Origin of the sequence: Paenibacillus sp. FSL H7-0716 (assembly GCF_038002705.1) — a bacterium.
GTDB classification, from domain to species: domain Bacteria; phylum Bacillota; class Bacilli; order Paenibacillales; family Paenibacillaceae; genus Paenibacillus_AQ; species Paenibacillus_AQ odorifer.
In genome coordinates, this window is the sequence record NZ_JBBODA010000002.1 from 324,824 (window position 1) to 340,408 (window position 15,585).

The 15,585-nt window shown below is 45.8% G+C and carries 14 protein-coding genes and 1 riboswitch; of the genes, 4 read left to right on the forward strand and 10 right to left on the reverse strand.

Going from position 1 to position 15,585, the window contains the following annotated elements; translation table 11 throughout:
* Positions 1-87 precede the first annotated feature (87 nt).
* On the forward strand, positions 88-1,074 hold the full coding sequence (gene msrA, locus MHH60_RS04335; protein ID WP_076134530.1) for a peptide-methionine (S)-S-oxide reductase MsrA: 987 nt from the start codon (positions 88-90) through the stop codon (positions 1,072-1,074).
* Positions 1,075-1,164: 90 nt separating this feature from the next.
* Here msrA and MHH60_RS04340 read toward each other — a convergent pair whose 3' ends face one another.
* Positions 1,165-2,280, reverse strand: coding sequence for a DUF4349 domain-containing protein (locus MHH60_RS04340; protein ID WP_076134531.1), 1,116 nt, complete (start codon positions 2,278-2,280; stop codon positions 1,165-1,167).
* Between the two features lie 426 nt (positions 2,281-2,706).
* Here MHH60_RS04340 and MHH60_RS04345 point away from each other — a divergent pair, with 426 nt between their 5' ends.
* Positions 2,707-2,859, forward strand: a complete 153-nt coding sequence (locus tag MHH60_RS04345; RefSeq protein WP_076098619.1) for a DUF1540 domain-containing protein — start codon at positions 2,707-2,709, stop codon at positions 2,857-2,859.
* A 144-nt stretch (positions 2,860-3,003) separates the two neighbouring features.
* On the opposite strand, the gene metE is transcribed toward MHH60_RS04345, so the two are convergent.
* From metE to MHH60_RS04385, 8 genes are all read right to left on the reverse strand, one after another.
* Positions 3,004-5,307 (reverse strand): 5-methyltetrahydropteroyltriglutamate--homocysteine S-methyltransferase, encoded by a 2,304-nt coding sequence (metE, locus tag MHH60_RS04350; protein WP_076134532.1) that lies wholly within the window; start codon positions 5,305-5,307, stop codon positions 3,004-3,006.
* Between the two features lie 155 nt (positions 5,308-5,462).
* Positions 5,463-5,668, reverse strand: a riboswitch (cobalamin riboswitch).
* A 99-nt stretch (positions 5,669-5,767) separates the two neighbouring features.
* Complete coding sequence (locus MHH60_RS04355; protein ID WP_076134533.1) at positions 5,768-6,628, reverse strand: undecaprenyl-diphosphate phosphatase; 861 nt, start codon at positions 6,626-6,628, stop codon at positions 5,768-5,770.
* Positions 6,629-6,678: 50 nt separating this feature from the next.
* Entirely contained in the window at positions 6,679-7,302 is a 624-nt protein-coding gene (locus MHH60_RS04360) for a DedA family protein (RefSeq protein ID WP_076134534.1), read from the reverse strand.
* An 18-nt stretch (positions 7,303-7,320) separates the two neighbouring features.
* A complete protein-coding gene (locus MHH60_RS04365; protein WP_076134535.1) occupies positions 7,321-9,270 on the reverse strand; it encodes an FtsX-like permease family protein in 1,950 nt (649 codons plus the stop codon).
* Positions 9,245-10,015 carry an ABC transporter ATP-binding protein gene (locus MHH60_RS04370; RefSeq protein ID WP_076134536.1) on the reverse strand — a complete coding sequence of 257 codons (771 nt, stop codon included), beginning with the start codon at positions 10,013-10,015 and terminating at the stop codon, positions 9,245-9,247. The genes MHH60_RS04365 and MHH60_RS04370 overlap by 26 nt, the downstream gene beginning before the upstream one ends.
* A gap of 85 nt (positions 10,016-10,100) precedes the next feature.
* Positions 10,101-11,108 (reverse strand): sensor histidine kinase, encoded by a 1,008-nt coding sequence (locus tag MHH60_RS04375; protein ID WP_076134537.1) that lies wholly within the window; start codon positions 11,106-11,108, stop codon positions 10,101-10,103.
* A complete protein-coding gene (locus MHH60_RS04380; protein WP_076134538.1) occupies positions 11,105-11,806 on the reverse strand; it encodes a response regulator transcription factor in 702 nt (233 codons plus the stop codon). Before MHH60_RS04380 ends, MHH60_RS04375 begins: the two co-directional genes overlap by 4 nt.
* A 161-nt stretch (positions 11,807-11,967) precedes the next feature.
* The gene (locus MHH60_RS04385) at positions 11,968-12,462 is read right to left on the reverse strand and encodes an NlpC/P60 family protein (RefSeq protein WP_218640671.1); all 495 of its coding nucleotides are present in this window, start codon (positions 12,460-12,462) and stop codon (positions 11,968-11,970) included.
* Between the two features lie 232 nt (positions 12,463-12,694).
* On the opposite strand from MHH60_RS04385, the gene MHH60_RS04390 reads away from it, so the two are divergent.
* A complete protein-coding gene (locus tag MHH60_RS04390) occupies positions 12,695-12,970 on the forward strand; it encodes a hypothetical protein (RefSeq protein WP_143766669.1) in 276 nt (91 codons plus the stop codon).
* 550 nt (positions 12,971-13,520) lie between these two features.
* Here MHH60_RS04390 and MHH60_RS04395 read toward each other — a convergent pair.
* A complete protein-coding gene (locus MHH60_RS04395; protein WP_038572584.1) occupies positions 13,521-14,315 on the reverse strand; it encodes a TIGR00266 family protein in 795 nt (264 codons plus the stop codon).
* Between the two features lie 301 nt (positions 14,316-14,616).
* Between MHH60_RS04395 and trhO the strand changes: the two genes are divergently transcribed.
* Positions 14,617-15,513 carry an oxygen-dependent tRNA uridine(34) hydroxylase TrhO gene (gene trhO / locus MHH60_RS04400; protein WP_076134542.1) on the forward strand — a complete coding sequence of 299 codons (897 nt, stop codon included), beginning with the start codon at positions 14,617-14,619 and terminating at the stop codon, positions 15,511-15,513.
* Positions 15,514-15,585: the final 72 nt, after the last annotated feature.

Below are 15,585 nucleotides of genomic sequence, written 5' to 3' on the forward strand. Positions count from 1 at the left end.
TTTGGCGGAAGCTGGCAGGCTGTGGTTATTTGCTTTATAATTAGATTGTGATCTATTTAATTGCATTACATGAATGGAGGGATATTAATGAGTGAACATCAGACTAACCATATAAATTCCAAGGCGGAAAAAGCAACCTTTGCAGGTGGATGCTTCTGGTGCATGGTCTCGCCGTTCGAGGAATTGCCAGGCATTATTAGTGTCGTCTCCGGCTATACAGGCGGGCATACAGTAAATCCTACCTATGAAGAGGTATGCTCCGAAACTACAGGACATGTTGAAGCCGTACAAATTACGTTCAACCCAGAAATCTTCCCTTATAGCAAGCTGCTTGAGTTATTCTGGCAGCAAATTGACCCAACCGATGCGGGTGGACAATTCCATGATCGCGGCACCTCTTACGGAACGGCTATCTTCACCCATTCTGAAGAGCAGAAGCAACAAGCAGAGGCTTCCAAGGCAGCTTTGCAAGAAAGCGGCCGATTCTCTAGCCCGATTGTAACCCCGATCCTCCCGGCAGCAACCTTCTATCCTGCCGAAGAATATCATCAGGGCTACCATCGTAAGAACCCGGGCCACTACAAACGTTACCGTAAGGGTTCCGGCCGAGAGGATTTTATCGAAACCCACTGGACACATAAAGAAGACAAACTAAGCTTGAAAGAACGTCTGACGCCACTTCAATTTGAAGTCACTCAGAATAGCGCTACAGAGTCACCTTTCCGAAATGATTTTTGGGATCACCACGGAGAAGGCATTTATGTAGATATCGTATCTGGTGAAGCATTATTCAGTTCGCAGGATAAATACGATTCCGGTTGTGGCTGGCCCAGCTTTACACGTCCGATCCGCGATTACGCCGTGAAGGAAAAGACGGACCTCAGCCATTTGATGGTTCGCACAGAAGTGCGCAGCAAAGTAGCAGATTCCCATCTAGGTCATGTCTTCGACGATGGTCCAGGGGAAAACGGCCTGCGCTACTGCATTAATTCAGCGGCACTGCGGTTTATACCAAAAGAGGATCTGGAGAAAGAGGGCTATGGCGAGTATCGTGTACTCTTCCAGCCTGTCTAATCTTCGATAAGCGAAATACTGTACTGTCTTATAGAAAAGCCTCCAATTCACGGTATACCATGAATTGGAGGCTTTTTAATTCATAGGAGCTTATTCTTTATTCTCGTCCTCGTTAGCTTTCTTATCCTTTATTGAGGTTGTCACCTTTGGCTCTGCTGGTGCAGGGAATATCTCTTTGTTCAGTTCCCGATTTTCTTGCCGTATCCGCTGGGTCTGCTGCTCCCGTCGTGCACGGATATTTTTGCGGGCAAACCAAACGATGACTAAAATAATACCCGCACCGATTAGAATCGGCAATGCGCCTGCAAGAATTACAAAAATCCACTGAAACATAACAGATAGTGCGTTCAGGCTTCCTTTTAAAGCATCCGATGCCCGTTCTAGCAATGGACCTTGCTCTGCCTTTTCCTTCACGGCTAAGCTCTCATCCGTCTGGTACACTCTAAGCTCTACCGTTGAAAAGGATACGTTCTGATCTATATATCGCATTCTGCCTTTGATCTGCTCAATCGTTTCTTGAATCGAACCAAGCTCGTTTGCAAAGGCGACCAGATCACTTGATTTCGTTGCTTTTTTCATAAACTCAGTATATTGAGCTTCCATTAACTGCTTTGCCTTCAGGCGCGACTCCAGATCAACATACTCCTCCGAAACATCCTGACCTTGAATACTGCGCTGTAGCGATTCGTGTTTTACTTTTTCCAAATTATTCAGAAAAGGAGAGAACCCGGAGGCAGGCACCTTAAGGATAAACGTCCCCCCTTGCTCATATTGCGACATGTTCTCGTTAAACTCAATAATATATCCTTTAGCCATCGTTACCATGTTGCGGATTTCAGTCTGAGCTTTACCGTAGTCTTCTACTTCCATAGTCAAATTGGCATGATAGATTAGCTTCTTGTTCAACCCTTCCACGACATCACTGCCCGTGAATCCCGCGTTTCCTTGATCCGTGTTCTCTGATGTTAAACCTTTTTCAACTGGGGTTTCGTTGCCTCCCGCTGCTGTCTCAGCTTCTGCTGAGGTGCTCTTATCCGCTAATGTAGCTTTCGAAGATTGCTCAGTGGTTGCTGCAGCAGAATTACTCGTATTTCCGCCGTCACTAGCTAATTTGTCAGCCGCCGAATTGTTATCACCCGAACCACAACCTGCCAATACCACCGCAAGAATTAATAAACATAAGTAATGCAGACCCCATTTGCGCATTCTCATTCCTCCAAAAGTGTAGTGGTTATCCCTAGCATTGTAACGTTACGGAATGTCATGTTCTGTACAGATCTCTTCCGTCTCTCATTTCTTTGACGTCCCAAAACTTGGAAGGTTGCACAGGAATATGGAATTCCGGTAAATTTCTTTTGGTTTTCTTGTTGAATACACAAAAGCCGCATTTCTGCGGCTCTTATTGGACATATTTTTGATGTGGGAGAGAGACCCGAAAGTTAAAGAACTCATTTGCTTACAAACTCATTATTTGGTACAATTACCACGTCTAACCTAGTAAAAAAAGCCAAATACCCTCTATTCATAAAGAATGAGGGCGTGACACGGCTTTGTTGAGACAAGCTCCACCTTGCTGAACAGAGCCGTTCATTGAATGATCCTATCAATTACTATAAGGGGAGGTGAACCCTCATGGCAAAAGACGTAGTTTGTGAAGTTAACTCGTGCACCCACTGGGCAGAAGAGAACAAATGCAGCGCTGAATCGATCTTCGTAGCTTTCCACAGCTCCCAAGAACCAAAACGCGCAGAAGAAACAGATTGCAAAACTTTCGAAAGTAAATAAGTAAATGCCTGAAGGGACCCTCCACGGTTCCTTCTTTTCTTTTTCATTCTAACAAGATTGAGAATTATTATCAAGTAGCTGATATAAAAAAATAAGTGAACTAAAAAGCCAGGGTAATTTACCCTGGCTCTAATTTATTTATGTCTATTTAGAAGCAATAACCCCTGACTTTTCCCTCGCAATAGCCGCAGCTCTTACCATGTTACGTAGTGCATCCTCTGTCTCCTGCCAGCCACGTGTTTTCAGACCGCAATCCGGATTAATCCAGAACTGTTCAGGATCCAGCACCCGCAGCGCACGATCGATATTCGCTGTCATTTCTTCTACAGCCGGAACCCGCGGGCTATGGATGTCATACACTCCAAGACCGATTCCTTTATCATAGTCCTGCTCCTCAAAGCTGATAATCAGCTCTCCATGGCTACGTGAAGTCTCAATGGAGATTACATCAGCATCCATAGCCGATATGGAATCGATCATGTCATTGAATTCGCTATAGCACATATGCGTATGAATTTGTGTCGTTGCCTTCACATGGTTCGTAGCAACGCGGAACGACTTCACTGCCCAGTTCAGGTAATGCTCACGGTCTTCTGCCTTAAGCGGAAGTCCTTCACGTATAGCCGGCTCATCCACTTGAATCATTTCGATACCTGCATCTTCCAGCGCTTTTACTTCATGGCGAAGGGCAAGAGCAATTTGATTGGCCACCTCTTCCCGGCTGAGATCATCACGTACAAATGACCAATTGAGGATCGTTACAGGGCCCGTCAACATTCCTTTAACCGGAAGCTTCGTCAACGATTGTGCATAGACACTTTCTTTTACAGTCATAGGCTGTATAAATGCAACATCCGCGTAGATCACCGGTGGCTTAACGCAACGGGAACCGTAGGATTGAACCCAGCCATTACTAGTAAACAAGTATCCATCCAGCTTTTCTCCGAAAAACTCCACCATATCTGTACGCTCGAACTCACCGTGGACCAGAACATCCAGACCTAGCTTTTCTTGGAAGGTAATTGCATCCGCGATCTGCTCACGAACAAATCCATCATAACGCTCCTGATTCCAGACCCCTTTACGCCATTTCAATCTCGCCTGACGCACTTCTACTGTCTGCGGGAAGCTACCAATTGTAGTGGTTGGCAGAAGTGGAAGCTGCCATTTCTCTTGCTGCACCTTTAAGCGCTCAGCAAAAGGCAGACTGCGTTGGTCCGGTAGAGCTGCAAGTGCAAGCACTTGCTCCGCCACATCCTTACGGCCACGCTCAGGTAGTGCGCGGAATGCTGCAATAGCTTCACGACTAGCGGCCAGCGCTGCTTTAGAAGCTTCTCCTTTATCTGCGAGGGCTGCTCCGAGCAGACTAAGCTCTGCAAGCTTCTCATCGGCAAAAGCTAACGCATTCTTAACTGTCGCCTTCAGCTTCACCTCACCTTGAACGGTGACTGGGACATGCAGCAGACTGCAAGAAGGCTGAAGAATAAGACGATCAAGCGGCACATGAACGCTGAGCTTTTCTACCAGTTGCAGCTTAGCGTCTAAATCGGAACGCCAAATGTTCCGTCCATCAATAATTCCGGCACCCAGCCATTTGTCCTTCGGCCAGCCAAGACGTTCGATAGAAGCCAGATTCGCTCCACCATCGTGCACAAAATCAAGACCCAAGCCTTGAACAGGCAACTCTAGCAGTGCCTCCAGCGGTTCAGCAGCTTCAAAATACGTCTGTAAAATAATATTCAAGCCCGGCACGGAGCCGGCAATTTCTGTGTATATCGAGTTAAGCAGTGTTAATTCTTCTTTACTTATGCCTGTAACAATCGCTGGCTCATCGATTTGTACCCAGCTTACCCCTTCTTGCTTCAGTTCCTGTAGCAGTTGAACATAGACCGGAACAAAACGTGCAGCAATCTTGGCGATATCTGCCGCTGCGTAACCTTTGGACAGCTTAAGGAAGGTATACAGACCTAAAAGTACCGGTTTACCTTCAATCCCTGCCTGCGATTTAGCAAAACGATAAGCCGCTAGAGGTTTATTTTCAGTCAGGCGTGGTGTTTGTGTGCCGATCTCTGGAACGATATAGTGATAGTTCGTATTGAACCATTTGGTCATCTCACAGGCAGTAGCCTCAGCATTACCACGGGCCATTGCAAAATAAAGATCAAGCCCGATGTCGCCGCCATCATACGTGTACCGTGGAGGTACAATTCCAAACATAACAGCCGTATCCAACACATGATCATAAAATGTAAAATCATTTACCGGAATAAGCTCAATTCCTGCCTCTTGCTGGGTCTTCAAATGCTGCAGCTGAATTGCTGCCATTTCGGAGCGGAATTGCTCCTCATTTATTTTCCCCTGCCAGTAGGCTTCCAGTGTCTTTTTCCATTCGCGGTTCTTTCCGATTCTCGGATATCCAAGATTGCTTACTTTTACTTTATTCGTCATCTCGATACACTCCCTCTTCAATCTCTTATTTCAAACTCCAAAGCTACTTGCTTTCCTATAAAAAAGAGCGCCCTTCCCTAAAAAAGTCAAAGGGAAAGACGCCCATGATATACCCATGGTTAACGTCTAACACCTCCCTATCTTCCGTAGGTGAAGCAGTGCTGTTGAAACAGGCAGGTCTCCTGGCTAGCGGCGTCAACATCTTGAGCAGTCTTCCCAGCAGTAGTAAATTGCCAGTGACCTCTGTTGCTCGAGATTCTTCCGTTACAGTGGCGGGACCGCATCGGCTTCGAACCGAATTTCCCTATTAAGCCTACCGAATTACTATTTTCCGGTCAGCACCTGTCTCCGATATCTTTCATCATTTGAGTGTCTTAATCTGATGTCATCATACGTGAAAGCCCCGGCAATCTGCAATAGATTACTGGGGCTTCTGTTATATCGATTCCTTATAACGGACTTAGAAAAATACGAAATATACTACAGCAGCAAGAATTATACGGTATATAGCAAACGGTAAGAGCTTGATACGATTGATCAGTTTTAAGAAGAAACGCATCGATAACAGCGCAAATAGGAAGGCACTAATAAAGCCAGCAATAAAAAACGGCAACGCGTCCATGGTGAAATATTGCCAGTTTTTCATCAGTGACAACAGACTGGCACCTGCCATGATGGGTACTGCCATAATAAACGTAAAATCAGCAGCGGCCCGATGGCTCATCCCGAGGAGTACGCCACCAGAAATCGTCGAGCCCGAGCGTGAAAATCCAGGCCATAACGAAAAACACTGTACAAGACCTACACCAAGTGCCTGTTTGTATGTAATCTGATCTACACTCTCAGTTCTGATCTTCTTCGGCCCAAACAGATCCGCAATAATCATCAATATAGCCCCGATCACTAGACCAATTAACACCGTTGAGGTAGAGAATAAATGCTCATCAATATAATCATTAAACAGAACACCTAACACACCTGCAGGCACTAACCCTACCAGAACCTGAGTCAGCTTGAGATGCCCGCCCTGCTCCATCTGCGGTAGCTCCTCTGTTACAGGATCCAATTGCTTACGGCTGAAACGCTTTAAGCCTAACAAATCAATGAACCGATTTCTAAAAATCACAACAACCGCTAATATTGAACCCAGTTGAATAACTACTTTGAAGGTATTTGCCGTATATTGTCCAAATAACGCCTGTGATTTCAGCCACATATCATCAACAATAATCATATGACCCGTGGAGGATACTGGAGCAAATTCAGTTAAACCTTCAACAAGCCCCAAAATAATGGCTTTAATAATCGTTAATAGCTCCATGTGTTTCCCTCCTTTTTAATAATCATTTCTATTATCAGTCCTCCACCCGCTTAGCCCTCAGTGTTCATTCTCCGGCTGCGTTTGCGGAAGTACAGAAACCCAATAATAACTAATCCGCCAGCAATTAGTACATAGACTACATTGGAGTACACATCCATGTACATGGCAATGTCTTCCCAGGATTCGCCCAAAGCCGCGCCAATAAGCACAAGCAGCAAATTCCATCCCAATGTGCCAATCGTTGTGAAGATCATAAACACTCCAAATTTCATGCCCGACATTCCCGCCGGAATCGAAATCAGACTGCGGACCAGCGGAACCATCCGACAAAACAATACAGTCCAATAGCCATATTTATCAAACCAGGCGTCAGCCTTGTGGATATCTTTTTTACTGATCCGAATTAGGCCACCCCAGCGTTCAACCAGTTTCTCTAACCGGCTCACATCCAATAATCGGCCAATATAATAGAGGATTACTGCACCCAGTAGCGAACCAGCCGTGGCAGCAATAATTACACCAGGGATCGTTAAGCTCGTCGTAGTCGTCATAAATCCTCCAAAGGGCAGGATCACTTCTGAAGGAATTGGTGGAAATATATTTTCAAAGGCCAGCATCAGAAAAATACCGAAGTAACCAAACTGCTCCATAAAATCTGTAATCCATGCTTGCATCTTGTTCCCCCCCATTTCTCATATCAAGTTCTTCTTCAGGTTGCGTAAATAGCGGCTGCGAATAAAAAAGAAGTATAGTCCTTGAACAGCCAAATATCCGAGTAACACCGCGCCTGTCTCCGTTGCGATAGATAAGTAGAACAACCGTTGAAGGGCAATAAAGGCAAACACACTGTGTAAAATAGCTATTCCGACCGGCACAAAAAACAACAAAGCGAGTTGAATCGTAACTATTCGATTGAGTTCTTTATCCGTAAGCCCCATCTTGGACAAAGTGGAATATTGATTGCGATCATGATCAAGATCGGTATATAACCGGAAGTAAAGAAAGCTGCCCGCCGCGATAAAAAAGACAGTGCCCACCAGCAAGGAAGCAAAAAGCATTGTGTTATACAATGTTTTCTGAAGTTCAAACAGCGTGCCGCTGATCACAATCGCATACGGAGAATCACTTTCATAGGACTGTTTACCTTTATGGGCAAGATCAGCTGCGATACCTACCGTCTGTGGAAAATCCTCTACATAAAAACCTGTATAAAGATCCGACTGCACGGGATCAATAGCGCTGTAAAGCTCATCACTGATCACGACACCACTAAAATCCCCGCCATCTCTACCATCCAGCTCCGGCAATAAATATTCGGCGATGGGGACTTGCTCGGTATAACCTATTTCTTTAATGGCAAGTCCTTGCTGCAAGGAATAGACTGCTTTTACTCTGCCTTCTGTTAAACTGCGATCCCGCTGCGATCCAATCATCACCAGACCATCGTTGCCCACCAGAACACGCTCATCTGTTGTGAAACCTGCACGTTGCAGGGCGAGATTATAATCACTGAAAGCAATCAAGGGAAGGCGTAAAGTGCGATCGGGTCCAGTCTGAGCTTCAACCTCAGCATATTTAATCGGAATACTAAGCGCTTCATAAGGGAGTCCGTGCGTCTTGAGCTCTTCCTTAATTTCGTTCAGATGCTGATCAAAAGGTACACCCGCCGGGTTTCCTTTGGCTACATAACCCACTGCTGCGGGATAATCCAATTTCAGCTCTCTGGAAAGTGTATGTATCGATGCAAATACTCCTACGGAAGTGAAGGAGACTGCGGATACAATCGTCACCATAAAAAACATTCGGCCATTCTCTTTCCAGCGGTAGGACAACCCGGATAAAGTGATGATATTCGTACGATGCCAATACAAGCGCCGAATGTCCTTAAGCAGCTTAACCAAACAAATACTTAGCTGGGTATAAAAGAGATACGTCCCGATAACCGTAATTGCAACGACCGGAAACATAACTTTCTCTACGGAAGCAGCTTTTGCAGTAGCCGCCATATAATAACCACTGATCAGCAGTACAGCAGAAATAATAGATAATACAAAGGATACTTTGGGTTCTTCTTCTGCCTTACGCTCTCCCTGAAACATACGCATCAGTGACTCATTGCCAATAAAAACAAAGGTGCAAAGTGATATCAGAAAAAACAATAACACGAAGCTGCAGATCGTAAGCACAAGTGCCTGCCATGGGAGATGAAAGGTTAACAGGGGGATTCCCAAAAAAGTGGACCCGATCATCAAAAATAATTTACCCAGAAGTAAACCGAGAAGGGTACCTGTCAGGATGGCAGAGGTGCCGATCATCATATTTTCCAGAAAAACCATGGTGTTCAGCTGTCTCTTCGTCATTCCATGCATCAATAAAATTCCGAACTCCATCTTCCGCGACTGCAGGAAGGATCCAACGGATACGAGCACGAACAAAGAACAAAAGACATAAATGATTGCCTCTGCCACCATCATCGTATGAGCCGCCGTACTATAAATTAAGCTCTTTGAAATATCCGGATGGTAAATAAACAAAGCGCACACGAAAAAGATCATCACCGAAAAAGCACTGACGACAAAATAAGCGGCATATTTGCGTTTATTACGTGTTACATTCCTATAAGCGAATTGCCGAAAGGTCATGGCTGGTTCCCCCAAGCAGAGACAGCATATCAATAATACTTTGGAAGAAAGCGCCTCTATTACTGCCCTTGTACATTTCACTATAGAAACGTCCGTCTTTAATAAAGATGACCCGGTTGCAAAAGCTAGCAGCCACTGCGTCATGCGTGACCATCAGCACCGTAGCTCCTTCTTCCTTATTCACCTCTGTCAACATATTCATGACTTCCCCTGAGGCTTTGGAATCCAGATTGCCTGTGGGCTCATCCGCCAAAATTAACGCTGGACGATGAATCATCGCCCGGGCGATAGCCGTCCGCTGCATTTGTCCGCCTGAGACCTCATACGTGCGTTTCTTCAGCAAATGTTCGATGCCAAGCAAGGTAGTGACCTCTTTCAGCCTGCTCTCCATCTCTGGGACACGAGCACCTGCAAGCGTTAAAGGTAATACAATGTTCTCCTCTACAGTGAGCGTATCCAGTAGATTAAAATGCTGAAAGACGAAGCCTAGCTCATGACGGCGAAAAAGCGCCTTTTCTTTTCTGCTAAGCAGATTAGGATCTCGGCCGTTGATCAGAATCTGACCGGAGGTCGGTTGGTCGATGGTGGCAATCGTGTTGAGCAGCGTTGTTTTCCCGCTCCCTGATGGACCCATAATGCCAACAAACTCCCCCTTTTCTACAGAAAAGCGGATATGATTCAGCGCCTGAGTGGACACTTTACCCTCATATATTTTTGATAAATTATGAACATCTAGAATGGGCAAGTGTTACCTCTCCTTCTTTCGACTGGATTGCCTTCATTATACAAAGTGTACACATAGGCTGCTATTTCTGAAACTTACAATGCCCTTACACATTTGTAAGGTTTGTTATATGCTGCTCCCTAAATACAATCCGCACGGTGGTCCCGCTTCCTTCTTCGGAACGGATACTCACCTCATGTCCAAGCTTGCCGCAGATCTGCCTCACGAGATATAAACCCATCCCCGTAGATTCCTGGAAGGTTCGTCCATTCACCCCGGTAAAATAAGCATCGAACACGCGCGGAAGATCTCCTGCTGGTATGCCTACTCCTTCATCCCGGATCTCAAGCACAGTCTGCTTATCTTCCGTGACCATCCCTTGAAAAAAAACATGTTTGCCCTCTTCTGTCGTATAACGTACAGCGTTCGTAATCAGCTGCGTAAGGACAAAAGTGAGCCATTTTTCATCCGTGGTTACAGTAATCTGCTCATCTATTTGTATAGCTGGAAATACTCTTTTCCGAATAAAAAGACGCTTCTGCTCAGAGGTCACACCACGTACTATGCTCTCCAAATTCAGCCGTTCCACATAGAAATCATGTTCAAAAGTATCCAGACGGGCCGTATAAAGCACGGTATCCAGTCCTTTTTTCAAACGATCCAGTTCATCACCAATTGCCGTAAAAGGAGAGCCATCCTTATCCTGAATGATCAGATGAATGACAGACAACGGCGTCTTCATGCCATGTACCCATTGATTAATAAAGTGAATATGTTCTTCTAATTTGTGGCGGTAGCTGTGCAAATCATTTTTGTAGAGGCGGAATTGCGACCCCAGTAAACCTCGCAAGCTTACGGCTAGCGGAGAATCCTGTGTAGGGCCACCTGCCTCATCGAGAGAGGAGGGCGTAGTCTCCAAACGTTCATAGAACGTGCGATTGGTGACGTAACGGTAAGCGAGGTAGCCAATCAGTAGACAAGTGCTGAGCAGCGCGGCATATAAACTTACATTCAGACCGCTGCCTCCGTCCAGCCGGTACACTAATGTGATCAGGACTAGCTGGGCTAGATAGACCACGATCAGGGGGAACTGTTCCCGTAATAACAACTTCATTCCTCATCCCCCCAATTCGGAATCAAACGGTAGCCTTGACCGCGTACGGTCTGTAGTCCGTCTGTGATAGCGAGAGCAGCAAGTTTTTTGCGTACACGTGTAACATATACATTTAAGGTATTTTCATCCACGAAGGCTTGATCATCCCAAATTTTTTCGAGCAGCCTGTCCCGGGTAACGATGACTCCCGATTTTTGCATCAATTCATCTAGTATCTTGGCTTCCGTGTGGCTTAAGTCCACTTTAGCTTCGCCTCGGGTAAGGATTAGCCGCTCTACATCCAGCGTCATTCCGGCAACGTTCAGTGTGCGTTCATTATTCCCACCAGCATAGGTGCCGTAGGCGCGCCGCAGCTGACTTTTAATTTTGGCCATCGCGATTTCGTAATCAAAAGGCTTAGTGATATAATCGTCGGCTCCATTTTCCAGCGCCATTACTTGGTCCATTTTGCCATCGCGGGCAGATATAAAAAGAATAGGGCAGGTTGAAATTCCGCGAATTTGGCGGCACCAGTAATAGCCATCGTATTTTGGCAAATTAACATCTAGGAGTACCAGATGTGGCACGAACGCCTCAAACTGAGTGCGGACCCGCTCAAAGTCACTCACCGCCTGCGTTTCATATCCAAACTTATGTAAATAATCCTTCAGCAAAGCCACAAGTCCACGGTCATCTTCTATAATGAATATTTTGAACATATCATGCCTCCGGTCCAGCCTCACAATATAAGGGGGTCTGCCAAATAATATATACACCGTGCATAGGGTTAGTCAAATCAGAAGGAAGAAAAAATAACCCTTGAAGCACCTGTTTACGGCACCTTTTGGGTTCTTGGATAATTTAGGTTTAAGAATATCAACTAGTCCCATTGTTTCTTCTGAATCCCGGCAAGAACTCTCTCTACAGGTGCCCAGCCGATAAGTTCTGGTTGGCTCCAGCCCGGAGTAGCTTGCAGATGGCAAATTTCCATGTAGTGATCTATCCTTACTTTATCCCAGGCATGAATGGCCTCGCCATTCCCCAGGGCCAAAGCTACATGCCCCCAATCCTTAAGCTCACCGTCCACCAACCCTGAGCAAGCATAAAAAACAAACGCGCCAGCTGGCGGAACTCCGGTATTCTTGTGCGCATCGTACAGCTCTGCGGATTCGCGTGCATCGCTGCCTCCCCACATTTCGATTCCATTGCTTCTTTCATATGCATCTTCAACAAAAGCAAGACAACGCAGCGGATACTCCTGCGACCCCAGCCGCTCCTCAGCCCAACTAATAGCACTCTCAATTTCCTTGCCAAATTCCACGTCCCTTACCGATATACATTCCTCCAAAGTACGATATAGTGTTGAACACATCATACCTGAACCAGCTACTCATGAGCTGGTATTATATAGTTATCAATTAAACTATCTTAATTGTATATGAGTGGTCTCCTGCTCCGGACAACCATTACTTACAAAAAACATAGAAAACCGTAAATGAGCATAGCTCATCACGGCTCTAACAAACTATAAATTGGTTTAAAGATACAGGAGTGGTGGTAGTGTAGTGGTGGTAGTGTAGTGGTGGTGGTGTAGTGGTGGTAGTGTAGTGGTGGTGGTAGCAGTAACAGTATTAGTGGTAGCGATAGCAGTAGTGGAGGACAATGTAAAGTTGATATTGCAGACGCCGAACGGTGATATCCCATCGAACATAAGTAACTTATTACTTGTTGGAGTAGCTCATCTGCGGGATTTATACCGCTCATTTAGCCACAACTGCTCCACCGGCTCCATTCTGCGGGATTTATACCGTACATCTGACCGTATACGCTCGATCGGCTCCATTCTACGGGATTTATACCGTTCATTTTGCAGCATCGCGTAAATCAAAGGCACTTTTGCCCTTCTTTCGCGCCACACTAGCCAATCCGTGCAAATCAAAGGCACTTTTGCCCTTCTTTCACGCCACACTAGCCAATCCGTGCAAATAAAAGGCATTATTGCCCTTCTTTCGCGCCAAACTAGCTCATTCGTGCAAATCAAAGGCACTTTTGCCCTTCTTTCGCAACACTAGCTCATTCGTGCAAATCAAAGGCAATTCTGCCCTTCTTTCGCGCGATACTAGCTCATTCGTGCAAATCAAAGGCACTTCTGCCCTTCTTTCGCGCCACACTAGCTCATTCGAGCAAATCAAGGGCACTTTTGCCCTTGTCTCACGCGATACTAAACCTTTACAGCAAAACAAGGGCATTTCTGCCCTTGTTTCACCACAACCTATAGCACTACCGCTGAAACGACGCGTCCTCTTGTAATGTTGTATACCTCGTATGTTCCTTATTTCGTACGCTCTTTGCCTCATATGTTCAGCATTTCCACGCTCACTCCACATTCTATATATCCTCTACTTCCACACTATGCAATGCGCTCACGCAGACTTATCTACCATCCAGCAGATTGCCGAGCCCGCCAAGTACGCTTCCTTCTTCTTTCCGACCGCTGTTGCCAGCAGCAGACAGGATGCGATCGGCCATTCGGCTGAATGGCAGCGACTGTACCCACACCTTGCCGGGTCCGCGCAATGTTGCGAAGAACAGGCCTTCGCCGCCGAATAGCGCGGTTTTGACCCCTTTTACAAACTCAATATTGTAATCCACCGAAGATGTCATAGCGACTAAACAGCCAGTGTCCAGCTTAAGCGTCTCTCCCGGTTGAAGTGTGCGTTCCATAACATAACCGCCAGAGTGTACAAATGAAAGTCCGTCACCCTCCAGCTTTTGCATAATAAAACCTTCACCACCAAAAAAGCCGGTACCCAGCTTACGCTGAAATTCGATACCGATTGAAACACCTTTTGCCGCGCAAAGGAACGAATCCTTTTGACAGATGATTTTTCCACCGTATTGCTGCAGGTCGAGCGGGATGATTTTGCCTGGGTACGGAGCAGCAAAGGTGACACTTTTACGTCCATAAGAACCACTGTGTGTAAAGACGGTCATAAACAAGCTTTCACCTGTCAACAGACGTTTGCCCGCCCCCATCAGCTTCCCCATCAAGCCACTTCCACGCGAGCCTCCGCTGCCGTCGCCAAATATCGTCTCCATTGTTATTTCCTGATCCATCATCATGAAGCTCCCGGCTTCGGCAATTACACTCTCTCCTGGGTCAAGCTGCACCTCTACACACTGTATTTCCTCACCCATAATGGCATAATCAATCTCATGAGCACTCATCCCGCAGTTCCTCCTTATAATTAAAGTCAACATGTGACTTATGAATGAAAATATATACGTGCGTTGCGATTCACGGTTTCGCAAACCTAACTATCCATGAAAACCGCCTATATCCAGCAAAAAAAATCAACCAGAGGTTCTGGCTGACCTTAATCCTGGTATCTCTGAAAAATGTTATTTATACCAGCTTTCTTCAGGTTACTGTACCACATCTCTTGTCAATACTTGATAATATGTTACAATACTTTTTATACTTAAATGTTTATTTAGTAGTCTAATTCTAATGATAAAGGTGAAATGAATGAATCCACAATCGGAATATGCAATTCTGCTATACTATAAATTTGTAAAAGTGCCGGATGCAGAACTATTCGCCCAGGAGCATTTGGCTTACTGCAAAGAGCTTGATGTAAAGGGACGAATTCTCATCTCAGATGAAGGCATTAACGGAACACTATCTGGTACGGTTGCCCAAACCGAGCAATACATGAAGGATTTGCGCGCAAACCCTCTGTTTAGCGATATCGTCTTCAAGATCGATGAGGCTGATGGTCATGCCTTCAAAAAGATCTTCGTTCGTTATAAAAAGGAACTTGTGACGTTCCGGGTCGAGGATGAACTAGACCCAAACGTGATTACCGGAAAGCATCTGGCGCCTAAAGATTTCTATGAAATGATGCAGCGCGACGATGTGGTGATTCTGGATGGTCGTACCGGCTACGAATTCGATCTTGGTCATTTCCGCGGCTCCATCCGCCCTGAAGTAGACAGCTTCAAAGAATTCCCGGACTGGATTCGCGAGAATATGAGCGACCTTAAGGATAAACCAATCCTGACCTACTGTACAGGCGGGATCCGCTGCGAGAAATTAAGCGGGTTTATGATGAAGGAAGGCTTTGGACAGGTGTACCAGCTGGATGGCGGCATTGTGACTTATGGTAAAGACCCTGAGGTACAGGGCCAACTGTTTGATGGCAAATGTTATGTCTTCGATGAGCGGATTTCCGTACAGATTAATCATACCGACGAGGATATCGTTGTCGGACGTTGCCATCACTGCGGTCAGCCAGCTGACCAATTTATCAATTGTGCTAACGATGCTTGTCATCTTCAGCATATTTGCTGTGAGGACTGTGAAACACAGCACAGCGGTCATTGCTCGGACGAATGCGAAGCTATCACAAATGCTGTGGGCTAAATAAAAGGACAAGCTGGCCGCAAATGTTTCTGCACGATTCAATTACGAGCACTAGTGAGTCTTAAGTTAACT